This is a genomic window from Natronolimnohabitans innermongolicus JCM 12255 (assembly GCF_000337215.1).
GTDB classification, from domain to species: Archaea; Halobacteriota; Halobacteria; order Halobacteriales; family Natrialbaceae; genus Natronolimnohabitans; species Natronolimnohabitans innermongolicus.
This window is the reverse complement of record NZ_AOHZ01000062.1, coordinates 13170-38845: the sequence shown is the minus strand read 5'-3', so window position 1 is coordinate 38845 and position 25676 is coordinate 13170. Positions and strand designations below refer to the sequence as shown.

The following is a 25676-nucleotide window of genomic DNA, read 5'->3' as shown; positions in this document are numbered from 1 at the left end:
CCCCGCCGTTCGAGTTGGACTAACAGCGATCCGACACAACACGATAACTTATACCACCACCGTTCATTAGTGCGGGTATGGCCGACGTACACTGGATCGATGGTTCGGTCTGGGGGACCGAGCTGTGAGCGATATCGTCACCTTCGGCGAGACGATGCTCCGACTCTCGCCGCCGGGCAACGAGCGACTCGAGAGCGCGACCGAACTCGAGGTTCGAGTCGGCGGCGCCGAGAGTAACGTCGCGATCGCGGCCAGCCGACTGGGGGCGACGGCGGCCTGGCTCTCGAAGGTGCCGGAGTCCCCGCTCGGACGACGCGTCGTGAGCGAGCTCCGAAGTTACGGTATCGAGGCCGACGTCGTCTGGAGTCGCCACGGTCGACAGGGGACGTACTACCTCGAGAACGCCGGCGAACCGCGCGGATCGAACGTCGTCTACGACCGGGAGAACAGCGCCGTCTCGACGGCCAAAGCCCAGGAATTCGATATCGAGCGAATCCAGAACGCGCGTGTCTTCTTTACGACGGGCATCACGCCCGCGCTCTCGACCACGTTGCGAGAGACGACGGCGAACATGCTCAAGGCGGCTCGACAGGGGGGAACGACGACCGCCTTCGACTTCAACTACCGGCGGAAGCTCTGGTCGCCGGAGGAGGCCCGGGAGACGCTGACGCAGCTGTTTCCGGGGATCGACGTCCTCGTCATCGCGGCTCGCGACGCGCGGACCGTCCTCGGCATCGAGGGCGACCCGCGACAGCTCGCCCATCGACTCGGCTCGCAGTTCGATTTCACCACCGTCGTCGTCACCCGCGGCTCGGAGGGCGCCGTCGGCTGGCACGACAGCGTCGTCCACGAACAGGGCGCCTACGAGACCGACACCGTCTCGCCGGTCGGAACCGGCGACGCGTTCACCGGCGCTTTCCTCGCCCGCCGACTCGACGGCGACGACGTCCCGACGGCCCTCGAGTACGCCGCGGCGATGGCGGCGCTGAAGCGGACGATCCCCGGCGATGCCGCGCTCGTCACGCGAGACGAACTCGAGGCCGTCGTCGCCGAGGACGGCCAGCAGATTTCGCGGTAGGCCGGTCGATCGCGCCGTTCCGTTCGACGACGGCCGAAACCGAAGCTGATGCTCTCGACGGACTTTCGCTGACCTGCCGGGACCCCGAGGGCACCAGCAGTGTGTCGGCAGCGAGCCTCGCGATTTCTCGCCGTCGTAGCGCCAGGGCGTGCTATCACAGCTCTCGAGAAGATTATTATTAATCGTGACCTACATACGCCGATCATCCATGAGACCCTTCGACGAGATGGACCGCATGTTCCGCGAGATGGACCGCACGTTCGACCAGCTCCGCTCGACCTGGCTCCAGGAGTTCGGCCCGAGCCACGGCGACGAGGAGCGCCCTGACGGGCGCCGGCGACCTGCCCTCGAGGCGGGCGCCGACTGGAACGCGAGCGCCGGATTCGGACTCGAGCCGGCGGCGACCCTCGAGGACGAGGGCGACGCCTACGTCTACGTCATGGACCTGCCGGGCTTCGAGACGGCCGATATCGACCTTCGCTTCCACGACGGCGCGCTGAGTATTCGCGCCCACGCCGACGTCGACGAGCGGACCGACGCGCACCGTGCGGTTCGCTCGCGCCGCGTCAGCCGCCGCGTTCCGGTGCCGGCGGAGATCGCGGTCGAGGAGATCGCCGCGAGCTACCACAACGGCGTCCTCGAGGTCACGCTCCCCGTCGTCGACGACGATCGCAGGGAGCCCGGCCACCGGATCGACCTCGAGTGATCGCTCCGTCCGCCTTCGCTGACCGACTCCGGCCGTACACCCAAGACGCAGGCGATCGTACGACCGAGTATGAGCAACGATAGCACGTCCGATCGGGAGGACGACCGGGAGTCGCTCGCCGAGGCACCGACGGACTCGATCGACCTCGAGGAGACCGAACGCGTCCGTATCGGCGTCACCCGCGGCGAGACCGACCTCGAGATCGGACCGCCGCGTGACTATCCCGATCGGGCGGACGTGTCGATTCGACCCGAAGCGGACGACGGGGGCGGTGACCGAATCGTGTTGAGTATCGACGCGATGGCAGGTGACCACGGCACGGGGCACGCGGACGTCGAATTGACGCCCGCCGAGGCGCGGACGTTACGGGACCACCTCGACGAGACCGTTCGCTGGGCGACGGACGGAGAAGCGGGGGGCCACCGAGATCGCTGAGGTTACACTGGGAGGTACTGGCTCGTCAGAGAAAACGTAGCTATTTGATACTGGTACGACTGGCTGGCCGTCGTCACCGGCACGTTTCTCTCGGACGTGATCAGCGCCATCGCACTCTGGTACCGTCCCAAGACGTTCCCGCAGCACTACGAATACTCGGCCTACAAGCTCCCGTTGCCGGTGTTCAAACTCGTCTCGATCGGAAACGTCGTCGGCTCGGTCGTGTCACCTTCGCGAGGATATGTCGCTGCTGCACGGCCACGAGGGCGGTCCCGGCGGCCCCGGCGGCCCCGGCGGTCATCCCGAAAGCGGTGACGACGACCGAGGCGGGCGACCGTACATCCGCCCGACGTAACCGAGACCTGCCCCGTCCGATGAGTGTGACGGGACATCGGTTCGGCAGACCGTCTACGGGAATCGCCTGACGACCGATGCAGCGTGGTTTTTCTATCGACTATTTGAATTATTCAGCGCGTTCGGACGACTCGAGACGCTCGAGTCACCGCCGGACTGAAAACGAAAGCGACGATCGATCCGTCCTCGACGGTGCCGTTACTCCGGGCTCGGTGCTTCTTCCCGCGAGAGATACGACGCGAGGTCGGAGGTCGTGATCATGCCGATGACGCCCTCGTCCTCGTCGACGACGGGGAGGTGATGGAAGCCGTGGTCGACCATGACGTCCGCGGCGTCGCGGATGCCGTCCTGTGCAGAGACGGTGATAACGTCTTCGCTCATATAGCGCTCGACCGGCGTCTGGTCTTTTGGCTTCCGTTCGGCGACGATCCGAACGAAGTCCGTCGTCGTCAGAATCCCCTCGAGGTGGTTGTTTTCGTCGGTGACGACTACCGAACCGATCTCGTTGTCGAGCATCGACCCCGCAGCGTCCTCGACGAGCGTTTCCGATTCGACGGAGTGGACCGTCGACGACATGATCCGCGCGACGAAAATATCCTGCATGGTTGATCAGTACGGCGTCGCCGTTATAAGATTTGCCAAAGGGGAACACGACGCACGCAGTGGGGCGGTGCGTCCAGCCGGGTCGCGGCGATTCGGCCGATCGAACCGCCGCGGAGTGACGACTAAGTGTGTCGTCCGCGAGACCCCGATATGGACGTCAGCGAGGCGGTAGTCGACCGACTGGCGGCTGCGGGTATCGACACCGTGTTCGGGATTCCGGGAACGCAGACGCTCCCGTTAAACGAGCGCCTCGAGGCCCGCGCGGAGTTCCGGTTCGTGATGGCTCGCCACGAAACCGCCGTGAGCCATCAGGCGTGGGGGTACGCCGAGACCAGCGGTCGCCCGGCCGCGACGGTCGTCGTCCCCGGACCGGGCGATATGAACGCCATGAACGGACTGAAAAACGCGTACAACGACTGTACGCCCGTGATACATCTCGCCGTGGAAACCGACCCCGAGCGCCGCGGCGGCGACGCCATCCACGAGACGCCCCCCGAAACGTACGACACCGTCGTCAAATCGAACCGACTCGTCGAACGACCCGCGCAGACGGCCGCCGTCCTCGAGGAGGCGATTTCCGTCGCCGAGACGCCGCCGAAGGGACCGGTCCGCGTCGGAATTCCGAAATCGTTCCTCTCGATGGACGTCCCGCTCGTCGCCGGCGGCGGGTCAGAACGGGGGTGCGCCGGAGGAGGCGGCGAAAGGAACCGATCCCGCGTTCCCGCGGGCGCCCTCGAGCGAGCCGCGGAGTTGCTGGCCGACGCCGACGAACCCGTGATCGTCGCTGGCGGTGGCGTTCGGGCAGCGGCTGCAAGCGACGAACTTCGGCGCGTCGCCTGCCAGCTCGGCGCGCCCGTGGTGACGACGTACAACGGAAAGGGCGTCCTCCCGGACGGAGCGGGTAGCGCGGCCGGTCTCGTTGCCGGCACGCTCTCGGGGAGCGCCGCGCCGGAACTGCTCGAGGCGCTCGCGACGGCCGACGGCGCACTCGCCGTGGGGACTGACCTCGACGCCGTCGCGACCCGCGGCTGGACCGTCGATCTTCCCGACGAACTCGTCCACGTCACGCTCGAGGCCGACGATATCGCGACGGGGTACGAGCCGGCGGTCGGGATCGTCGCCGACGCGACGGACGCGCTCGCGGCCCTCGAGGCGGCACTCGAGGAGCGGGGACTCGAGACCGTAGCTGGCCCGGAGGCCGACTCCGGAGTCGAAACCGACACCGCCCGCGAGCGCGCAGCGGCCGTTCGGCGGGCCACGAGCGACCGACTCGAGGCACTTCGGGACGAATCGCCGCCGCTCACGTCGGTCGGCGCGCTCGAGGCCGTCCGCGAGGGAGTCCCGGCGGACGCGATCGTCACCGCCGACGCGGGCGGTTTCCGCGTCTGGGGGCTGAACGTCTTCGATGCGGCGGGGCCGCGGTCCTACGTCAATCCGGGCTCGTGGGCGTCGATGGGAACCGGGCTCCCGTCGGGGATCGGCGCCCAGTGTGCGAACCCCTCCGGCGACGTGGTCGTCCTGACCGGCGACGGCGGACTCATGATGTGCGTTCACGAGCTGCACACAGCCGTCGCCGAAGACCTGCCGCTGACCGTCGTCGTCTTCGTCAACGACGACTACGCGATCATCAGCGACGAGGCCGAGCGAAACTACGGCCTCGCGGCCGACGTCTACGGCTGGCCCGACGCCCCCATCGACTTCGAGGGCCTCGCGGCGAGTTTCGGAATGCGAACCGAGCGCGCCGAGACGCCGGCGGCGATACGGTCGACGCTCGAGTCCGCCGTCGAGGCCGACGAACCCATCCTCGTTGCGATTCCGACCGATCCGAACGAGCCGCAGGCGAGCGACTGGATGGCCGAGTGAGTCGGTGTGCGGGCGCGTAGTCCGCTCGACAATTCGACAATTGAACGACGAGTGTCCATCCTCGGTGAACCACCTGCGGTGGCGCGCGCTGGTGATCGTGTCCGAGCGGGGCGAGGACCGATCGACGATATCGCGCGAGGGACGAGCGAACGGCCGTGAGCGAGTCGGCTGGGGAGGCTGTGGATATCCTCGTTGCCAGTGTGTGCGACGTGTCGGAGTGCTGTGAACCAACTAGTATGCAACGCCAACAGGACGGAACCCGAACGGACGTTGATCGCGGTCAGGCTGCCAGACTATCCTTGTAACGAGGGGTTCCGCTCCACCCCACTCTTTCCCCTCTTTCCCCTCTTTCCCTCTCCATCTCCCATCGAGAACTACCGGACCGACGACCACATCCACGCCACGGCGCACATTTAAGTACGGAAGCGGCTATACTCGGTGACGTATCACCGATGGCGTCCCCGTCCCCGACACCGCTCACCCTCGAGGGAACCTGTAAGCTCCTCCCCGAACCCGTCCCGAGCGACGCGCTCTTCCGACGACTCGCCGCGGAGTATGCCGCGCTTGCCGACGCGTACGGCCCGCGAAACGTGCTGGTCCTGAAACGGCATCCGGCCGGCCTCGAGCCCCTCGCCGAGGCCCTCGCGGGGGTCGACGCGACCGACGGCTCGCCGCGCTCGCCCCGCGTCGAGTCGCTGCCGGAACACGCCTCCAAGACCCTCGAGGAGTACGATCCGACACTCGACCGCCTCGAGTACGAGGAACGTATCGAGCTCATCTCGCTGGTGATCGACGGCGCCAGCCGCGAGGTGCCGGCCTACCTCGAGCGCGCCGCCGAACACGAGAGCTTCGCCCGCGACGTCGGGCAGTTGCTGCTCGAGGCGACCCGCCAGCAACTGCGACTCGAAGACGTCGCGGACGACGACCCCCACGACTGTCTGGCCTTTCTCTACGCGATGAACGACCGATTCCACCGCGAGATCGACTCACGGGGCTACGTCGAGCGGGCCGACGTGATCCCCCGGGCCGTCGACCTGCTCGAGTCGAACGCCGACGGCCTCCGGGACCGCGTCGGCGACTCGATCGACGCCGTCCTCGCCGTCGAGTTCGAGGAGTACCGCCGACTCGACCGGCGCTATCTGGCGGCGCTGTCCGCGGACGCCGACCTCGTCTGCGTCGGCGAGCGCCACGCCAGCGTCGAGCGCACCTGCGTCGAGCCGGCGCGTATCGACGCCCGCGTCGGCGACGGTCTCGAGGTGACGAGCCTCGAGCGATCGCGGACACCACAACAGCCGCCTCACGCCCCCATCGCGCGATATCTGGCGACCGGCGAACCGCCGGACGCGAGCGCGGACCGATCCCGATCGCCGGCGACTGAATCGCCACCGGCCGGCCACGCCTACCGTATCCGAACTCGCACCGCCCGCCAACAGCTCCGGGCGGTCGCCACCGAAATTCAGGCGCTTCGGGACCGGTACGGCTGGAGCTACGACGAGTTCGCGGTCGCGGTCCCGCGGATCGAGCGCGTTCCCGAGACGCGAAAGCGGCTCCGCGAGGCCGGCCTTCCGACGGCGACGATCGGCACTCCGTCGCTCGCCGAGGACCCCGTCGTCAACGAGTGCTACGCGTTCGTCACGCTACAGTGCGCTCGCGAGCGCGACGGCGACCGCATCGACGCGGTCGCGGCGGATGCGGACGCCCGAACCCGCGAGCGCGGCCGTACTCGAGCGCGCCACTCCGAGGACGAACTCGAGCCCGCGGAGATCGCCCTCGATCGGCTTCGCGCGCGCGTCGAGGACTTCTCGCCGGCGCTGCTCGAGGCCTGTGCGGGCTCGAGCGTCGTCCGGTCGCTCGAGCGCAGGATCCGCCGGACGGACCTCAAGGGCCGGATCGCCCGCGACGAATCGTGGGTCGACGCCCGCGAGCAGTACGAGAGCGTCCGTCGCGTCCTCGAGATCGCCCGGTTCGTCGAGGAGACGGACCTCGTCGGCCCCGACTGGCAGGGGCTGCGACGGATGCTCCGGCGGACGATCCAGTACGACGCGCCCTACGTCCACGCCGTCGAGACGCAGCCGCCGACCGGCGGCGTCACGGTCTGTGCCGTCGACGACTGCAAGTACGATTCTCGGGAAGCGATCTTCCTGCTCGATCTGACCGACGACAACTACCCCGGCGAACAGTTTCTCACGCAGCTGTTTCCGACCGCGTGGCTCCGCGAGATGGACTGCTATCCGGCGGTCACCGATCCCGACCCAGACACCATCGCAAAGACGTTCGCCACCGCCGGCACCGCCGTCGGCGATCCGTTCGAAACCTACCACGCCCAGCGCTCGCGGCGCCGCCTCGCGCTCGCGGCCCGCGCCGCGCGCAGTCGCCTCTACTGCTGTTCGTACGAACGCGGCTCGGGCAGCCTCCAGCGCACCTACGACGAGTCGCGCTACCTCCAGGGGATCGACGCGACGCCCGGCCTCGAGCTCCGGGACGTCGACGCCGACACCGCCGCCGCGATCCACGGCGAAGCCAACGCCCTCGAGGCCCTGCTCGACCAGCCCCGGGGCGAACTCGAGCGGATCCTCCGGGAGGCGAGCACCGGCGGCGAGGCCGATCTCGGCGCCACCGAGGCGCTGTTCGAGGAGATCGCGCTCGTCCTCGAGGAGGGGGATATCGACCCCGAACTCGCCGAAGCGGTCCGCTCGCAGTTCGAGTTCGCGGCGGGGGAGGTGGTCCGCGATGACTGACGGCGACGAACTCGAGGCGAGGACGGTGGGCCCGGAACCGACCGAAGCGAACGACCGGCCGACGGCTCCCGAACGGCTCCCCGTCGACGCCGTCGAGACCTTCCTGCGCTGTCCCCGCCGGTACGAGTTCGCGCACGTGCAGGGACTCGAGGGGACCGACGTCGACGACCGACCGCTCGAGGACCGCGTCGCCTTGCTTCGAACCGCGATCTGCGACGCCCTCCGCGGCGTCGGCCCCGAGCCGGGCGAGCGCGCGCTGCTCGAGGCCGCGACGGATCGTCTCGAGGCGCTCTGGGCGGACTACGACGAGCGGTTTCACTCGCTGACCCAGCGCCGTCACGAGCGGCGCGTCCTCGAGGCGACGCTCGAGGCCTACGTCGACGCCGTCGGCGTCGAGCACGCGGCGGGGATCGCGCGATTGAACGACGAGCTCGACGCCGACGGCGCGCTGATCGGCCCCGAGTTGCCCCTCTCGAGTCGTATTTCGATTCCCGACGAGACGCACGGTACGTCCGACGCGGTCTCGATTGACGCCGCCGTCGATTACTGCTACGCCGACGGCTCGTCGATCGTCGGGGTTCGGTTCGTCCCGACGCTGCGGTCGCTCGGACTCCTTCGGTACCGAACCGACTGGGAGGGCGCCGTCGCCGAGGCGTTTACCGACCACTTCGATCCCGACGCCGACGCCTTCGAGCCGTCGTTCGTCGGCGCGCTCTTCGAGACGAGCGTCGTTCTCGACGGACTTCGCGATCGCTGCGAGCGGCTGGGTCTCGAGGACCGGACCTGTCGCTACGTCCAGATCCCGCTGGCCGAGCGCTCGCAGACGTCGGTCAACTGGGTTCGCGAGACCGTCGAAACCAGCCTCGAACCGATCGATCTGACCAAACCCTACATCGACCACCACACCTACGGCATGACCCACGAACACCGCAACCGAACCGTCGACGATCGACTCGAGCGCCGAGTCGCGAGTCTGGCCGCCGGCGACGTCGACCCGACCGATCGATGGGACGAGATCTCGAGCGAGGTCTGTCCCGACTGCGAGTACGCGGTCTGCTGTGGCGACTACGTCGCCGCGGAGGTGCGCTTCGATGGGTGAGGATCGATCGGCGCCAGCGGACGCCGACGCTCGCGATACGGTACCTACCGAAGACGCCGACTCGAGCGCCGAGTCGCTCGAGCCCCGCGGGAATCAGCCGGCCGTTATCGACAGCGCGGCGGCCTGTACCTCCGTCGACGCCGGCGCGGGTACGGGGAAGACGACGACGATGCTTATGCGGATCGAACGCGCCATCGAGCGCGGCGAGGTCGACCCCGACGACGTGCTCGTCCTGACGTTCGCCAACGAGGCCGCGGGCAGCATCCGTGAGGCCGTCGCCGAACGCCTCGATCCCGAGGCCGCCGCGGCGATCGACATCTACACCTACCACTCCTTCTGTTACCGGCTGGTCCGGGAGTACGCTTACTACCTGGGCTACTCGCCGGAGTTCGACGTCGTCACCGAGCGCACGCGCCGCCGGATCGTCGGCCAGTTGCTCGCGGCTAACGACTACGGCTTCGCGACCGCGGGCAACGACTCGCCGGACGACGTCACCGCCGCCGTCGACGACTTCATCCAGGCGATGAGCCAGGAAGATATCACGCCCGACGACCTCCAGGACCAGCTGCCGGCCGTCAGGACGCTCGAGCTCTGCAACGAGTTCGTCCTCTGGCTCGAGCGCACCGCCCGCGAGGAGCTGTCGTTCGACAACGAGGCGCTGCGATTCTTCAACGCCGACGACCACCTCGAGGCGGCCCAGTCGTCGCTTATCAGCTACGGCAAGCTCCTCGAGTACTGCCGCGAGAAGATCGCCGAAGCGCCCGAGCCGTTCCGCGAGGACGCCGTCGTCCGCGACGTCGACCGCTATCTCCGGGTGCTCCAGCAGTGCGTGACGAACACGATCGAGGCGCTGTCCCTCGACGATCCGACGACGAAACAGCTCCCGCGGGCGCTCTTTGGCAACGAAATCTGGCGCCGGAACGCCGACCGCATAGAGCAGAGCCCCTTCGGCCGGCTGAAACACTACGTCGAGTTCCTCCGGCTGGCGCGCCACTACACCGACGTCTACGCCGACTACCACGACTACCTCGAGCGCGAGCGAACGCTCGACTTCGACGAACTCGTCCGGACGGCCACCGATCTGCTCGACGACGACGCGATCGCAGACGAGATCACCGGTCAGTGGAGGCAGGTCTACTGCGACGAGTTCCAGGACACCGACGAGACCCAGTTCGCGCTGATCACCGAACTCACCGACGGCCCCGACCGTCCCGACTTGCTCGCCATCGGCGACAAGGACCAGGCGATCTACGGCTGGCGCGGTACCGACCGCGAGGGACTCGATCGGCTCGCCGAGACGTACGACGACCACCGGGGGATCGAACTCGAACTCAACTTCCGATCGCGCCAGGAAATCCTCGAACTCACGAACCGCTGTGACTACGGCCCGCAGTCCTCGAAGACGCTCCGAGAGGTCGACCGAACGCCGGGCGAGTACTGGGCAGACGGAGACGAAGAGACTCGAGGCGACGACGCGACGGCGCAGCCGCCCGATCGCGTCGTCAAGATCGAAAGCGACGACCTCGGCCCGTCGACGGCCGAACAGGTCGCGACGACGGTGTCCCGGCTGCTCAACGGCGCCGCCGAGAACGTCCCGCAGCGCTCGCTCGAGGACGTCGCCGTCATCGTCCGCACGAACTACCAGGCCCAGCAGGTCGCCGACGAGCTGCGAGAGCGCCAGATCCCCTACGAGATTTCGGGGTCGCCGCGCGGGGAGATCGATCCCGGAATCCGGACCCTGCTCTCGTACTTCCGCGTCCTCGTTGATTCCGGTGCCGACGCGCATCTGCGGCGCGTCCTGCTGTACCGCTACCGACTCTCCGAGAGCGACCTCGCGGCGCTCCAGCGACGGGAGGGATCGCTGTACGACGCGGTGTTGGACGTCGGGAGTGAATCGAATGGGGACACCACCCTCGAGTCGCCCGATCGCGTCGCCCGCGCTCGCGACCACCTCGTCGAACTCGAGCGACTGCGGGACGTCGCCCCGCTATCGGAGTTCGTCCGTCGGTTCCGCGAGGTGACTCGACTCGAGTGGTTCCTCACGGCCGCCGAGCGCGAAGACGTCGAGCGCGTCGAACGGTTCGTCGACGCCTACACCGGTGACTCGGTGATCCAGACGCTGACGCCGACGTTCGTCGACGCGCTCGAGGGCGCGCTGCGCGGCGGCGGCAGCGAACGCACCCGCGGCACGCAGTCGACGGACTCGGTCGACGTCATGACGGTCCACCAGGCGAAGGGCCTCGAGTTCGACACCGTCCTCGTTCCCTACCTCTCCGACGAGGAGTGGTGCGTCGAACGCGACTACGCCGAACGCGCGCGGTATCGGCTGCTCGCGGCGACCCTGGACGAAGAGGTCGAGTCGCCGCTGCTCGCCGATCTGGCAACAGAGACGGTCGGCGAGGAGTGGCGCGTCCTCCACGTCGCGCTCACGCGGGCGGCCAACCACCTGTTCGTGTTCGGCTCGGAGTACGCCTACGACGGCGATGAAGACGAACTCGGGGTCACGACGGCCGACGCGTGCCTGGCCGAGCCGATCGAGTGGTCGATCGCCGGCGAGCGGATGGCGCTCTGGACCGCCCTGCGCGAGAGCTTCGAGCAGGTCCGCGAGCGCTACCCCGAGACCGTCGCCGATCGCACGGACGAACTCGCCGTCGCCGCCAGTCGGACGCCCGGAACGATCACCTACTACGCCGGCTACGACGACCGCCGCGTCGAACCCCTCGAGACGCGCGAGGCGATCGAGACGGTCCACCGACTGGGGCGCCAACTCCGGAACGGGACGCTGTTGCCGGCCGCCGACGCGGCGAGTTACGGCGACCTCGAGGAAACCGTCGACGGAATGGCGAAAGCGAACCGCGTGCCAACGGGGCGACAGCTTTCCGCGCTGTCGACCGACACCGTTCGCTTCCCCGTCGAATCGCTCTCGAGTGCGACCGAACTCCCTGCGGCGCTGCGCCACAGCTACACCGCGATGGAGACCCACGAGACCTGTCCGCGAAAGCACTACCTCGAGCACGTCGTGCGGGCGTTCGACGACCCCGTCGCGACCGCGTCGACGGGGTCGGGGATCGCGGGATCGCTCGAGTTCGAGTCCGACATCGACGCCGACGACGACCCCGAGTCCGACGTCGTGTCCGCCCCGAAACCCGCCGCCAGAATCGTCGGCACCGTCTTCCATGACGTCGCCGAGGAGGCCTTCTACCGCGGCTATCAGACGAAGACGGCGTGGCGCGAGGCCGCCGTTCGCCAGCTCACGGCACGGGACCTGCTCGAGCACCGCGAAGACGTCCTCGCCTGTATCGATCGCTTCTTCGAGGCGACGGCGCCGGCGTTCGACGCACCGGTGGTCGACTGGGATCCCCTGGCCGCGGAACTCCCGTTCGCGCTCGCGGACGTCGACGGCGTCTCCGGCGAGGTCGTGGGCTACGTCGACTCGATCCGACGGACGCCGGCGGGCGACCTCGCGGTGCTCGACTACAAAGCGACGGCCGAACGCATCGACGCGACCGAGGCGACGCAGTTGTCGCTGTACGCCCGCGCCTGCGCCGATCGGTTCGACGAGCCCGTCTCGCGGGTGGGCTACGTTTACGTCGGCGCGGAGACGGGCCCGCACGTCGAACTCGTCGATCTCGACGACCTGCCGGCGTGGACCGCCGTCCGCGAGACGCTCGCGGCCGTCGACGATCCCGCCTACACGGAGACGACGCCGGGCGACCACTGTCGGTACTGCCCGCACCGCTCGCTCGGCTGTGCGCCCGCGGCGTATACGAACCGAGACGACGGCGGACTCGAGACCGCCGGAACCGGAGCCGAACACGGCGACGACTGACGGCCCCGCCGCCCGACCGATCTCGAGCGGGCGAACGGCGCGGCCCGATCACAGCGACATCAACACGACCGCGAGCACGGCGAAGCCGATCCCCAACGCGTTTCGCACCGTTAGCTCCTCCTCGAGAGCGGCGATCCCGATGACGGCGCTGACCGCGATGAACAGCCCGTAGATCGGGACGACGACGCTGACGGGACCCAACTCCAGCGCGCGGTAGTACGCCAGCAGCCCGACGGCGAGCAGCGTCCCCCAGGCGACGATATGGGGCGTCTTCGGGTGCGAGAGATACGGTCGCGGCGAGAGTCCCTGATACCACATCAGAAGGGCCAGCAGGGCGAGCATCACGCTGTTGGACATGAAGACCGCGGCCGTGCTCGGGATCGACTCCATCGCGACCTTCAACAGCGGCGCGACCAGGCTGTACGCGATGAACGCGATCACCGAGAGCAGCAGGTATCGGTTCGTCATCGGTCACCACCCGCGCTGCAGACGATCGCGAGCACCGCACAGGCGATCCCCGCTGCTCGCGTCGTCGTCAGCGCCTCGTCGAGAAAGACGATACCGAGTATCGAACTGCCGACGATAAACATGCCGAAGATCGGCACGACGACGCTCACCGGGCCGGTCTCGAGTGCGGCCGTGTAGGCGAGAATGCCGACCGTCAGGAAGGCGCCGGCGACGTAGACGTAGCCGGCCTCGAGCGACACGGCGTAGGACGGATCGGCGGTGCCGGTTACGACGAGGACGACCGACGCAATAGCGAGAAAGACGACCGTCGCGAGGAAGAGTCCGGGCGCCGCCGGAACGTCCTGCATGATGATGCTCGTCAGCGGTGCGACGAACGAGTAGGTGACGAGTGCGAGAAGGACCCACAGGAGATACTCCATACTCACGGTTCATCCGTCGGACCGGGTTAACGGTTATCGAATGGGAGACGGCACCTCGAGGACCGACTCGAGCGACCTGGACGTCGACCGATTCGGGTGCTTTATTCCGTCCCGGCCGAAGGGGTCGATATGGTCGAGACGGAGGCGACGCTGTGTTTTCCGCTTCGGAGCCGCGACGACGGTTCCGGCGACGGAGACGACGCGGAGGCGGACGAGGTGCTCCTCATCGAGAAGCGACGCGGCCTCGGCGAGGGCTGGTACAACGGTCCCGGCGGCAAGCTCGAGCCCGGCGAAACGCCCCGAGAGTGTGCGATCCGCGAGACGCGCGAGGAGGTCGGCCTCGCGGTCGATCCAGAGGGCCTCGAGAAGGCGGGCGAACTCACCTTTCTGCTCGACGGCGATCCGCACACGTTCTGTCACGTCTACCGCACGCGGTCGTTCTCCGGCGAGCCGACGGTCACCGAGGAGGCTCGTCCGGAGTGGGTTCCCGTCGACGACGTCCCCTACGACCAGATGTGGGAGGACGACCGGCTCTGGCTGCCGGGCGTCCTCGAGGGCCGAACCGTCGCCGGCGAGTTCCGGTTCGAGGGCGGCCGACCGCTCGACGAGGCCGCGTTCGTCGATCACGACCTCGAGTGGGACGTCGCGGGTCGGTTCGACCGATAACGCGCCGATCGCAACCGTAACGCGCGACTCGAGTCGCTCGTTCGGTCCGATTCTCGTCCGCGTCTCGTCCGGTCAGCGGCCACGAGACCGATCGGCAGGAAACAGTTCAAGACACAAATGTTTTCCGACGGTTCGACCTACGTCGTCACCAGCCGATGTCCGACCCAACTCGCCGGGAGGTGATCGCTGCGGCGGCGTCCGGAGCGACCGCCGCGCTCGCGGGTTGTCTCGGTATTCTCCCCGACACGTCCGACGGGGACGACGATGCCGTCAATCAGGACCCCGATACCGACGCCGTCGTCGTCGAGGAATCCACCGACGGTCTCTCGAGTATCAGCGCCGTCGAGGTCGAACCGGGCCTCGAGATTACCGGCGAGATCGACGTCGACGGCGCCGTCCATCTCGGAGCCGACGTCGTCGTCGACGGCGACGTTACTGCCGCGGGGGATCTAACTACCGACGGGTACGTCCGCATCGAAGGGGACCTCGACGTTCGCGGCGATGTGGAACTCGGGAGCAACGCAACGGTCGACGGCGACGTGATCGCCGGCGGCGCGATCGAGATCGGCACGGACGGGACCGTCGCCGGCGACGTCAACGGGGGCAACGACGTCGACCTCGACGTCGGAGCGACCGTCGGCGGGGACGCGATCGGCGAGGTCGTTCGGACGGCTACCGAGGCGTCGGTCGACGGCACCATCGAGGAACGAGGCGACGGCTGACCGACCGCAGACTCGAGCGACCGATCGAGACAGACGTTGACTCCATCCGAACGCTCTTTTAACCCGTCGTGGTAGCCCCGGTTTCCCACGATGACCGATACGACTCGTCGACGGACGTTCGTCGCAGCGGCCGCCGGAACCGTCGGGGCGCTCGCGGGCTGTCTGAACCGATCGTCGGACGACAGCCCCGACGACGACGATGACGACGACAGCGAGGTCGACCTCTTCGCGAACGGCGACGACGACGGCGACGGTGTCGACGTCGGTTCCGACGACGGCATGCAAACGGACGGCGACGACGTTATCGTCACGTCGGACGTCGACGGCGACGTCGAGTCGGACGGCTCGGTCGACGTTCAGGAGGGCGTCGGGATCGACGGCTCGATCGACGCCGCCGACGGAGTCACGCTCGGTCCCGACGCCGAACTCGACGGGGACCTCGACGCCGGCAGCCACGTCTCGCTCGAGGCGGACGTCGAAATCGACGGCGACGTCGCGGTCGACGGCTCAGTGACGGCGGGCGACGACGTCGAGATCGACGGCGACCTCGAGGCCGCCGGCAGCGTCGATCTCGGAGCGGATACCGAAATCGACGGTGATGTGAGCGTCGACGGCTCGGTGACGACGGGCGACGACGTCGAAATCGACGGCGATCTCGAGGCTGGCGGTACCGTCGACCTCGGAGACGGTACCGAAATCGATGGCGACGTTACCGGCGCCACCGTCTCGGAGGGTGACGACGTCGATATCGACGGGGACGTCGACGAAACGGAGGTATCGGATTCGGACGACGACGAGGACGACGAGGATGATGACGATGACGGTGACGACGACGAAGACGATGACGATGACGACGGATTCGACTGGTTCGATTTCGGCAGCGATGACGACGACGAGTGATCGGAACGGCCCTCGAGCGATCTCGATGCTGTCTGAACTGCTGTATCGGCCAGTAGACCACGGGCAGTAGTGACACGATTTGGACGAGCGGCCGCCGCCGTCCGTCGCCAGTTCGGACCGACCGTCTGCGCTCGCGACCCGAAGACTGGTTCCAGCGCCTGTTGATCGACGAATATCCGGGGATGAGTGCGTGAACAGTCCCGCCTCGAGGGAGTTACCCTGCTGAGTATCGCACAAATACTCTTTTATCCCTTCGTGGTAGCCCGGACCGAGAGCATGACCGATACGACTCGTCGGCGGGCAGTCATTACGGCGCTTCTTGGCGTTCTCGGTACCCTCGCAGGATGTTTCGACGGGAGTTTCGACGACGATCCCGACGACGACGGCGAGACCGAAGACGACATTTTCGGAAACGGGTCGGAAGACGACGACGGTGACGACGAAGACGACGATGATGACGACGAGGACGATGACGACGACGGTGACGAGGACGACGAAGATGATGACGACGATGACGAGGACGACGAAGATGATGACGACGATGACGAGGACGACGAAGATGATGACGACGATGACGAGGACGATGACGAGGACGACGAAGATGATGACGACGATGACGAGGACGATGACGACGGGGACGATGACGATGACGACGAAGATGACGAAGACGGTGACGACGACGACGAAGATGATGGGGACGAAGACGGTGACGAGGACGATGACGACGACGACGAAGACGGTGACGACGACGAAGATGATGGGGACGAAGACGGTGACGAGGACGATGACGAAGACGACGAAGATGATGGGGCCGAAGACGGTGACGAGGACGACGAAGACGACGCCGATGACGACGACTAAGAAAAGGATCGACAACCGGCCGACACAAAACGAACTATCCGCCGGATGAAGAAACTACCTGCCTGTTACGGTTTCAGGACGACTTTTCCCGAACTCTTGCGGTCTTCGATGTACTGGTGTGCGTCTCCGGCGTCCTCGAGCGCGAACGACTCGCCGAGAACGACCTCGAGATCGCCGTTCGTCAGCCCTTGTGTGAGTTCAGGGACGGCTTTCATAATCCGACTCGGATCGTGGACGGACGCCTGGCCGAGGTGGAATCCTTTGACGGTCTTGTTCTCGAAGAGCAGCCGGCGGTTCTCGGCCTCGCCGGGGACGCCGCTGGCGACGCCGTAGGTGACCATGCGACCGAAGTGGGCCATCGCGTCGAGGCTGCGCTCGAAGACGTCGTCGCCGACGCTCTCCAAGACGAGTTCCACACCCTGTCCGTCGGTTTCCTCGTCGACGACCTCGCGAAAGTCCGTCTCGGTGTAGTTGATCGGGTGATCGCAGCCGAGGTCGGCCGCGAGGTCGAGTTTCTCCTGCGTGCTCGCGGTGCCGAAGACCTCGGCGCCGTGGTTCGAGGCGAGTTGCACGGCGGCCGTCCCGACGCCACCCGCGGCGGCCTGGATCAGCACCGATTCGTCCGCCTCGAGGCCGCCCCACTCGAACAGACAGGAGTGGGCGGTGAGAAACTGGACGGGGAAGCCGGCGGCCTCCTCGAAGCTCATCCCGTCGGGGATGGGAAAGAGCATCTGGGCGTTCGCGGTGGCGTACTCGGCGTAGCCGCCGGTGTTGAGCATCGCGACAACGCGGTCGCCTTCATCGAGGTCGACGCCCTCGCCAGTGGCGTCGACGGTGCCCGCAGCTTCCATCCCGGGGACGTAAGGTGCGTCGGGTCCGCCCGGGTAGACGCCGCGCCGTTGCATGATGTCGGCGAAGTTGATCCCCGCCGCCTCGACCTCGATGCGGACCTCGCCGGCGCCCGGTTCGGGCAGGTCGGCGTCGATTTCCTCGAGTTGATCGCTGTCGCCGTACTCGGCTACCTGGATCGCTTTCATACCCACTAGTGTGGGACACGGCCGCATAAAGCTCCGAGAACCGGAGTGAACCAGCGTCCTGTTGTGCTGTCCGGTCGAATCGACGGCGACAGCGACGTCGGACGGCGCCGACTGGCGGTACGGAATCGCTCCCGTGCCGTCCGCCCTTCGCATGGTTTAAGACCGCGCTGACTGCATATCGACACAATGAGCGACGAGAGCCAGGAACTCGGGATCACCGAGTCGAAATCGCACAAGCCCGGCGAGTGGTACGCCGAGGTCGTCCAGAAGGCGAACCTCGCTGACTACGCCCCGATGGGCGGCTTCATCGTCACGAAGCCCCGCGGCTACGCCCTCTGGGAGGCCATCCAGGACGCGCTGGACGGCTGGTTCAAAGAGACCGGCGTCGACAACGTCTACTTCCCGATGTTCATCCCCGAGAGCTTCTTAGAACGGGAGAAGGACATCGTCGAAGGGTTCGATCCCGAGGTCGCCTGGGTCACCCAGGGCGGTCACGACGAACTCGAGGAGCGCCTCGCGGTTCGACCGACCAGCGAGTCGATCATCGCGCCCTTTATGGCCGACTGGACGCGCAGCCACCGCGACCTCCCCCTCCGATTGAACCAGTGGTGTTCGGTCGTCCGCTGGGAGGCCACCGAGACGAAGCCCTTCTTCCGAACGAAGGAGTTCATGTGGCAGGAGGGCCACACCGCCCACGCGACCAACGAGAGCGCCTGGGAGGAGGTCTGGACCCGCCTCGACCAGTACGAGCGCGTCTACGAGGACGTGCTGGCGATTCCGGTGCTCCGCGGGAAGAAGCCCGAACACGACAAGTTCCCCGGCGCGGACACGACGACGACCGTCGAGGCGCTGATGCCCGACGGCAAGTCCGTCCAGGGGGCGACGAGCCACAACCTCGGTCAGAGCTTCGCCGAGGCGTTCGACATCACCTACGCCGACGAGGACGAAGACGAGAAGACGGCCTACACCACCTCGTGGGGGCTCTCCTGGCGCGCCATCGGGGCGCTCATCATGACCCACTCCGACGATCAGGGGCTCGTGCTCCCGCCGACCGTCGCGCCCACGCAGGTCGCCATCGTCCCGATCTGGCAGGAGGACACGAAAGAAGACGTCCTCGAGTACTCCCAGGAGATCGCCGACGACCTCGAAGAGGCCGGCTTCCGCGTCGAACTCGACGACCGCGACGAGCGCAATCCCGGCTTCAAGTTCAACGAACACGAGTTAAACGGCGTCCCCCTCCGTCTCGAGATCGGCCCCTACGAGGTCGAAGACGAGGAAGTGACGCTCGTCCACCGACCCGACAACGAAGAGTCCGTCGAGGACCGCGACGAGATCGTCGACGCCGTCGACGAGCACTTAGAGACGATCTACGACAAGCTCTACCAGGCGGCCGAGGAGAACCTCGAGAACAACGTCCGCGAGGCCCACAGCCCCGAAGAGATCCTCGGGACGATCGGGAAACACGGCGGCTACGTAAAGACGTCGTGGTGTGGCGACGAGGCCTGCGAGGAAGCGATTAAGGAGAAGATCGCGGCCGAGATCGTCATGCAACCCCTCGACGACGAGGGCGGACGGACGGCCGGCGAAGTCCCCGAACCCGATCGCGACGAGTGTGGCGTCTGCGGCGACCCTGCAGACGAAATCGCGTACTTCGCGAAGAGTTACTGATACGGATTGCTGTACCGATGTCCCGGCGCAACTGCGACCCGGGCGGCGGTTGCGCCGGTACTGACGGACAGTAAACCGTATGAGGCAAACGCCCTCTTTCGGGCGTCGTCGTTTTCCGACAGTTTTGGATTTGCGCGACCGCGACTCGAGTGTATCGAGTCCACTGTGTATCTGGGAGTTCGTCGCGAGCGGTATCAGATCCCACGGGTTCGGCGCTGATACCGCCGTCCGTCGCTCGACGGCGACGGTTGCAACGGCTGCAACGGTCGCACATCGTCTTCGCTCGCCGATCGCAGATACTACAGCCGAAGGACATATGGTACTGGGTGCCAATCTGTTGGTAACCATCTGTCGACCGTCCTCCGTCCGAAGAACCGAAACGAGAGGTCTCGGGACTCGAGGACGGTGAACGGGAACGAACGGTCGCGATCCCCGGAGTGAAGGAACCTAATCCTTTAACCAAATACTGCTTACCGATGGATGTGGAAGGGTGAGACGTGGTGTTCACTCTGGTGGGTGAGCACTACGTGCCTCTGACACTGCTGCCCTGCTCGGGCAGCCATCCCTGCCCGTTTTGGCGTTGCCCTCGGTTCTCGAGCAGTTACAGGAATGACAAAACTTGAGTTTCGTTTTCCGTTCGGTTCGTTCGCGACGCGAGCACCAGAGATCTGCACGAATATTCAACGAGAACAATACCCCTTATACTCGATTATATGTGTATATAATACACTTAGCCATTATGGAGTACTCTCTTATAGCAGTTCTCGCTATCAGAGTGTATGCCACAGCCACAGAGAGCGTCATCCGCCGAGCGTTCGCGGGGACTTGCAGACCCCACGGACGAACGGTCGAACTGCGGCGTCGGCGTCGTCATGGACCTCGACGGGGATGGGGGCCACGACGTCGTCGCCGACGGGCTCGAACTACTCCGAAATCTCGAACACCGCGGGACGACCGGTGCGGAGAAAAACACCGGCGACGGCGCGGGCATCATGTTACAGACCCCGGATGCCTTCTTCGCCGATGTCCTCGAAATCGATCTTCCTGCGACGTACGCCGTCGGCTCGCTATTCTTGCCACAGGACGAGACGGCACGGACGGAACTGATCGCGGTCATCGAAGACGCCCTCGAGACGTACGATCTCGAGGTACTCGAGTGGCGCGACGTCCCGACGAACAACGACGACCTCGGGAAGACGGCCGTCGACTCCGAACCCGACGTCTGGCAGGTCATCGTCTCGCCCGTAGACGACGTCGACGGCGACGCGTTCGACCGTCGTCTCTACGTCGCCCGACGCGCACTCGAGAATTCCGTCGAGGCTGCCGATATCGAGAACACGGAACGCTTCTACGTCTGTTCGCTTGACTCGAAAACCGTCGTCTACAAGGGCCTTCTCAAGGGGGTTCAGGTTCCGTCGTACTATCCGGATCTCACCGACGAGCGGATGGAGTCGAACTTCGTCATGGTCCACGAGCGGTTCTCGACGAACACGCTCGGCGCCTGGCACCTCGCACACCCCTACCGGAACATCATCCACAACGGCGAGTTCAACACCATTCGGGGCAACATCAACTGGATGCGCGCCCGCGAGACCGACATCGAGAGCGACGTCCTCGACGACCTCGAGGCGGTCAAGCCGATCATCGACGATCCGAACCAGTCCGACACCGCGAGCGTCGACAACGCGCTCGAACTGCTGATGCAGGACGGACGCGATCTGGAGCACGCGCTACGGATGCTCGTCCCCGAGGCCTGGCGCGGCGACGACGCGATGGACCAGGATCGCAAGGACTGGTACGACTTCCACGCCTCCCTGGTCGAGCCGTGGGACGGCCCCGCGCTCGTGGCGGCGACCGACGGCGAACGCGTCGGCGCCGTCTTGGACCGTAACGGCCTTCGTCCCTGCCGGTACGACGTGACGACCGACAACCGCCTGATCATGGCCAGCGAGGCCGGCGCGCTCGAGACCGACCCCGAGGAGATCGACGAGCGTGGCCGACTCCAGCCCGGCCAGCTGTTCCTCGCCGATCCCGAGGAAGGGCGCGTCATTCCCGACGACGAGGTCTTCGAGGACCTCACCGACGACCGCTACGGCGAGTGGGTCGCCGAAGAGCAGGTCCACATAGACGACATTCGGACGACGGGTGACAGTACCCCACGGCAGTCCGTCGACGGCCTCCGCGACCAGCAGGCCGCATTCGGCTACACGCACGACGAACTCGAGAACATGATCGAGCCGATGACCCAGAAGGGGAAAGACCCCGTCGGCTCGATGGGCGACGACACGCCGCTGTCCGTCCTCACGGAGTTCAACCGGCCGCTGTTTTCCTACTTCAAGCAGCTGTTCGCGCAGGTCACGAACCCGCCGCTGGACTACATCCGCGAGGAACTCGTCACCTCGATGGAGTCCCGACTGGGCTTCCAGCGCAACCTGCTCGACGAGTCCCCCGAACACGCCCGCCAGCTCGTCCTCGACTCGCCGATTCTCACCGACGCCGAACTCGAGTCGATTCGCGACTGTTCGGCCAACGGTATCACGGCCGCGACGATCGATATCACCTACGAGCCGACGAGCGAGGAATCGGGCGAGGACCTCGAGGCCGCGATCGAACGCGTCCGCGAGGACGTCGTCGAGGCGATCGAGGACGGCGGCCACGACGTCATCGTTCTCTCCGATCGCGGCGTCGACGCGGACCGCGTCGCCATCCCGAGCCTGCTCGCGACCGGTGGCGTTCACCACCACCTCGTCCGCAACGGGCTGCGCAACCACGTCGGCCTCGTCGTCGAGTCCGCCGACCCGCGGACCGTCCACCACTTCGCGACGCTGGTCGGCTACGGCGCGGGCGCGGTCAACCCGTACCTGGCCTACCAGACGATCGAGGACCTCACCGCCGGCGACGACGGCGCGGATACCGAAGTGGCGATCGACGCCTACGTCGGCGCCCTCGAGGACGGCCTCCTGAAGATCATGGCCAAGATGGGGATCTCGACCGTCGAGAGCTACCAGGGCGCCCAGATCTTCGAGGCCGTCGGCCTCGATTCGGATCTCGTGGCTGACTACTTCGAGGGGACCGAGAACCGTACCGAGGGGATCGGTCTCGCCGAGATCGAGGCGGACGTTCGCGAGCGTCACGCGAGCGCCTTCGCCAGCAAAGCCGAAGAGTCCTCGCTCGACCGTCACGGCGAGTTCGAGCACCGTTCCGACGGCATCTACCACCAGTGGAACCCACAGACCGTCGGCGCGCTCCAGCAGTCGGTTCGCTCGAACGACTACGAGCGGTACCAGGACTTCGCCGAACTGATCAACGATCAGCAACAGAACCTCCAGACCTTACGCGGGCTCATGGAGTTCGACTCCGACCGCGAATCGATCCCGGTCGAGGACGTCGAACCGATCAAGGACATCGTTCAGCGGTTCTCGACGGCCGCGATGAGCCTCGGGTCGCTCTCCCCGGAGGCCCACGAGAACAACTCGATCGCGATGAACCGTATCGGCGGCAAGTCCAACTCCGGCGAAGGTGGCGAGCCGCCGGAACGGTTCGACACCGAACGCGAGTGTAACGTCAAGCAGGTCGCCTCCGGGCGGTTCGGCGTCACCTCGACGTATCTCTCTTCGGCCGACGAACTCCAGATCAAGATGGCCCAGGGCTCAAAGCCCGGCGAGGGCGGCCACCTCCCGGGCTCGAAGGTCAACGAGATGATCGCCCACGTCCGCAAGTCCACGCCCGGCGTGGGTCTCATCTCTCCGCCGCCACTGCACGACATCTACTCGATCGAGGACCTGAAACAGCTGATCTTCGATCTGAAGGCGGCCAACGAGGACGCCGACATCAACGTCAAACTCGTCTCCGAAGCCGGCATCGGCACCGTCGCCGCCGGCGTCGCGAAGGCCAACGCCGACGTGGTCCACATTTCGGGACACTCCGGCGGGACGGGCGCTTCCCCGCGCACTTCGATCAAGAGCGCCGGCCTCCCCTGGGAGCTCGGCCTCGCCGAAGCCAACCAGATGCTCTGTCAGACCGGCCTGCGCGACCGGATCCGCGTCTCCGCCGACGGCGGACTGAAGACCGGCCGCGACGTCGCCGTCGCCGCGCTGCTGGGCGCCGAGGAGTACATCTTCGGAACCGCCTCGCTCGTCACGGGTGGCTGCGTGATGGCCCGCCAGTGTCACAAGAACACTTGCCCGGTCGGCGTCGCCACCCAGCGCGAGGACCTGCGCAAGCGCTTCCCCGGCGAGCCCGAACACGTCATCAACTACATGACGTTCATCGCCCAGGAGCTACGCGAGATCATGGCCGAACTCGGCTTCGAGACGGTCGACGAAATGATCGGCCAGGTCGACGTCCTGCAACAGCGCGACGACGTCGACCACCCGAAGGCTCGCAACGTCGACCTCTCGGCGGTACTCGCCGATCCCGGCAGCGAGGTCCGCCGCAAGATCCGCGAGCAGGACCACGAACTCGAGGAGCAACTCGATCGCGACCTCATCGAGGCTGCGGCCGACGCCATCGAGAGCGAGGAACCGGTCACCCTCGAGACCGACGTCACCAACGTCGACCGCACCGTGGGTGCGATGCTCTCGAACCGCATCACCAGCCGCTACGGCGAGCCCGGCCTCCCCGAGGACACCATCACGGTCGACCTCGAGGGGACCGCCGGACAGAGCTTCGGCGCATTCCTCGCCAGCGGCGTCTCGATGCACCTCGATGGCAGCGCGAACGACTACGTCGGGAAGGGACTCTCGGGCGGCAAGATCACCGTTCGCACGCCGGAGACGGCCACCTACGATCCGACCGAAAACATCTCGATCGGCAACGTCGCGCTCTACGGCGCGACCGGCGGTCAACTCTACGTCAACGGCGTCGCCGGCGAGCGCTTCGCCGTCCGCAACTCTGGCGCCAAGGCCGTCGTCGAGGGCGTCGGCGACCACGGCTGTGAGTACATGACCGGCGGCGTCGTCGCCGTCCTCGGTGAGACCGGGAAGAACTTCGCGGCCGGCATGTCCGGCGGCGTCGCCTACGTCTACGACCCCGACGACGACTTCGCCGACCGCGCGAACACCGGCATGGTCTCGCTGCACGACGAACTCGAGGAGAAAGACGAGGAGATGCTGCGTCGCCTCGTCGAGAACCACGTCGCCTACACCGGCTCCGAGCGCGGCGAACTCATCCTCGAGAACTGGGAGCGCGCGCTCGAGGCCTTCGTGAAGGTCATGCCCGACGCCTACCACGAGGCGATCACCGAGCAGGGCAGCGACGACGTCCGCGAGGAACTGCCCGGCGCGCCCGAGGCGGCCGTCGAATCGGAGTCGACCAGTTACGCCGCAAGCGACGACTAGTCGGAGTCGGTTACCCGACCGCGGTTACTCGACCGTTCGTTTCACGGGATCTGTTATCTTCAGCTATTTCGCCGTCCTCGAGCCATCCCTTACTCCCGCCCGAGCGTATGGAACTCCTCGTTCGGCCGCATATCGGCGAACATCGCCAGTCGATTGCTCAGGTTGTAGAAGGCCGCCACCGCGGCGATATCCCACAGCGCTTCCTCGCTGAATCCCGCTTCGCGGAGCATCTCGAGGTCGTTCGCTTCGACTTCGGTCGGTCGTTCGGTCAGTTTCACGGCGACGTCGAGCATCGTCCGGTGAGCGTCGTTGATATCCGCCGTGCGGTAGTTCGCCACGAGTTGATCGGCCAGCAGCGGGTCGTCGGCGTAGATCCGCACCAGTGCGCCGTGGGCGACGTTGCAGTAGTAACAGTGGTTGACGCCGGAGACGGCGACGACGATCATCTCGATTTCCTCGCGCTCGAGGGCGGTATCCCCGACGATTGCGTCGTGGTACTCGAAAAAGGCCCGGAAGTGCGAGGGTTTGTACGCCATCGCGGCGAACACGTTCGGCGTGAACCCGGAGCGATCGGTTTCCTCGTCGATGCGATCTTTGAGGTCGTCGGGGAGATCCTCGTAGTCGGGGACAGGAAAGCGTTCCATCGCGTCGTCGTGAAGTTGCGGTGTCTCGTCGGCAGCGTCGTCCATGGGCAACGATTCGCATGCCTCCGTAATAACTTACGGTGGCGTTCCCGTCTGAGTCACTCGATCGCGCACACGGGATGGATTCGCGGGCCGGCGGGCCCGGACTCGACGCGCGCATCGACGCCGAAGACCTCCTGGAGCAGCCCCTCGTGACGACGGTCGAGGGGGAGCCGCTGTCGTACACCGAGCCATCCTCGTAGACACG

At 66.4% G+C, this 25676-nt stretch carries 19 protein-coding genes; 14 read left to right on the top strand and 5 right to left on the bottom strand.

The window, feature by feature from the left end; all coding sequences use genetic code 11:
- The first annotated feature begins 124 nt into the window (after nucleotides 1–124).
- The 3 genes from kdgK1 (at nucleotide 125) to C493_RS13495 (ending at nucleotide 2219) form a co-directional block, all read left to right on the top strand.
- A complete protein-coding gene (gene kdgK1, locus C493_RS13505; protein ID WP_007260011.1) occupies nucleotides 125–1078 on the top strand; it encodes a bifunctional 2-dehydro-3-deoxygluconokinase/2-dehydro-3-deoxygalactonokinase in 954 nt (317 codons plus the stop codon).
- A gap of 208 nt (nucleotides 1079–1286) precedes the next feature.
- Nucleotides 1287–1784 (top strand): Hsp20/alpha crystallin family protein, encoded by a 498-nt coding sequence (locus C493_RS13500; RefSeq protein WP_049889362.1) that lies wholly within the window; start codon nucleotides 1287–1289, stop codon nucleotides 1782–1784.
- 69 nt (nucleotides 1785–1853) lie between these two features.
- Complete coding sequence (locus tag C493_RS13495) at nucleotides 1854–2219, top strand: hypothetical protein (protein WP_007260009.1); 366 nt, start codon at nucleotides 1854–1856, stop codon at nucleotides 2217–2219.
- Nucleotides 2220–2771: 552 nt separating this feature from the next.
- Here C493_RS13495 and C493_RS13490 read toward each other — a convergent pair.
- Nucleotides 2772–3176 (bottom strand): CBS domain-containing protein, encoded by a 405-nt coding sequence (locus tag C493_RS13490; RefSeq protein ID WP_007260008.1) that lies wholly within the window; start codon nucleotides 3174–3176, stop codon nucleotides 2772–2774.
- Nucleotides 3177–3326: 150 nt separating this feature from the next.
- On the opposite strand from C493_RS13490, the gene C493_RS13485 reads away from it, so the two are divergent.
- From C493_RS13485 to C493_RS13470, 4 genes are all read left to right on the top strand, one after another.
- Nucleotides 3327–5039, top strand: a complete 1713-nt coding sequence (locus tag C493_RS13485; protein WP_007260007.1) for a thiamine pyrophosphate-binding protein — start codon at nucleotides 3327–3329, stop codon at nucleotides 5037–5039.
- A 452-nt stretch (nucleotides 5040–5491) separates the two neighbouring features.
- Nucleotides 5492–7777 (top strand): PD-(D/E)XK nuclease family protein, encoded by a 2286-nt coding sequence (locus C493_RS13480; protein ID WP_007260006.1) that lies wholly within the window; start codon nucleotides 5492–5494, stop codon nucleotides 7775–7777.
- On the top strand, nucleotides 7770–8876 hold the full coding sequence (locus tag C493_RS13475; RefSeq protein ID WP_007260005.1) for a PD-(D/E)XK nuclease family protein: 1107 nt from the start codon (nucleotides 7770–7772) through the stop codon (nucleotides 8874–8876). Before C493_RS13480 ends, C493_RS13475 begins: the two co-directional genes overlap by 8 nt.
- Complete coding sequence (locus tag C493_RS13470; RefSeq protein WP_007260004.1) at nucleotides 8869–12705, top strand: ATP-dependent DNA helicase; 3837 nt, start codon at nucleotides 8869–8871, stop codon at nucleotides 12703–12705. The genes C493_RS13475 and C493_RS13470 overlap by 8 nt, the downstream gene beginning before the upstream one ends.
- 48 nt (nucleotides 12706–12753) lie before the next feature.
- On the opposite strand, the gene C493_RS13465 is transcribed toward C493_RS13470, so the two are convergent.
- Together C493_RS13465 and C493_RS13460 are read right to left on the bottom strand one after the other, a co-directional pair.
- Nucleotides 12754–13173 carry an EamA family transporter gene (locus tag C493_RS13465; protein ID WP_007260003.1) on the bottom strand — a complete coding sequence of 140 codons (420 nt, stop codon included), beginning with the start codon at nucleotides 13171–13173 and terminating at the stop codon, nucleotides 12754–12756.
- Nucleotides 13170–13592 (bottom strand): EamA family transporter, encoded by a 423-nt coding sequence (locus C493_RS13460; RefSeq protein ID WP_007260002.1) that lies wholly within the window; start codon nucleotides 13590–13592, stop codon nucleotides 13170–13172. The genes C493_RS13465 and C493_RS13460 overlap by 4 nt, the downstream gene beginning before the upstream one ends.
- Nucleotides 13593–13721: 129 nt before the next feature.
- Between C493_RS13460 and C493_RS13455 the strand changes: the two genes are divergently transcribed.
- The 4 genes from C493_RS13455 (at nucleotide 13722) to C493_RS23090 (ending at nucleotide 16741) form a co-directional block, all read left to right on the top strand.
- A complete protein-coding gene (locus C493_RS13455; RefSeq protein ID WP_007260001.1) occupies nucleotides 13722–14258 on the top strand; it encodes an 8-oxo-dGTP diphosphatase in 537 nt (178 codons plus the stop codon).
- Nucleotides 14259–14413: 155 nt separating this feature from the next.
- Complete coding sequence (locus tag C493_RS13450; RefSeq protein ID WP_007260000.1) at nucleotides 14414–14980, top strand: bactofilin family protein; 567 nt, start codon at nucleotides 14414–14416, stop codon at nucleotides 14978–14980.
- Between the two features lie 90 nt (nucleotides 14981–15070).
- Nucleotides 15071–15880, top strand: a complete 810-nt coding sequence (locus C493_RS13445) for a polymer-forming cytoskeletal protein (RefSeq protein WP_007259999.1) — start codon at nucleotides 15071–15073, stop codon at nucleotides 15878–15880.
- A gap of 276 nt (nucleotides 15881–16156) precedes the next feature.
- Nucleotides 16157–16741, top strand: coding sequence for a hypothetical protein (locus tag C493_RS23090; protein WP_007259998.1), 585 nt, complete (start codon nucleotides 16157–16159; stop codon nucleotides 16739–16741).
- Nucleotides 16742–16806: 65 nt separating this feature from the next.
- Here C493_RS23090 and C493_RS13435 read toward each other — a convergent pair whose 3' ends face one another.
- Entirely contained in the window at nucleotides 16807–17778 is a 972-nt protein-coding gene (locus tag C493_RS13435; RefSeq protein WP_007259997.1) for a quinone oxidoreductase family protein, read from the bottom strand.
- A 186-nt stretch (nucleotides 17779–17964) separates the two neighbouring features.
- Here C493_RS13435 and proS point away from each other — a divergent pair, with 186 nt between their 5' ends.
- Both proS and gltB read left to right on the top strand, forming a co-directional pair.
- Nucleotides 17965–19446: a proline--tRNA ligase gene (gene proS / locus C493_RS13430; protein ID WP_007259996.1), complete on the top strand. Its 1482-nt coding sequence runs from the start codon at nucleotides 17965–17967 to the stop codon at nucleotides 19444–19446.
- 779 nt (nucleotides 19447–20225) lie between these two features.
- Nucleotides 20226–24785: a glutamate synthase large subunit gene (gene gltB / locus C493_RS13425; RefSeq protein ID WP_083912414.1), complete on the top strand. Its 4560-nt coding sequence runs from the start codon at nucleotides 20226–20228 to the stop codon at nucleotides 24783–24785.
- Nucleotides 24786–24874: 89 nt separating this feature from the next.
- Here gltB and C493_RS13420 read toward each other — a convergent pair whose 3' ends face one another.
- The gene (locus C493_RS13420) at nucleotides 24875–25474 is read right to left on the bottom strand and encodes a peroxidase-related enzyme (protein WP_007259994.1); all 600 of its coding nucleotides are present in this window, start codon (nucleotides 25472–25474) and stop codon (nucleotides 24875–24877) included.
- Between the two features lie 35 nt (nucleotides 25475–25509).
- Here C493_RS13420 and C493_RS23085 point away from each other — a divergent pair, with 35 nt between their 5' ends.
- Entirely contained in the window at nucleotides 25510–25671 is a 162-nt protein-coding gene (locus C493_RS23085) for a hypothetical protein (protein WP_161606900.1), read from the top strand.
- Nucleotides 25672–25676 lie beyond the last annotated feature (5 nt).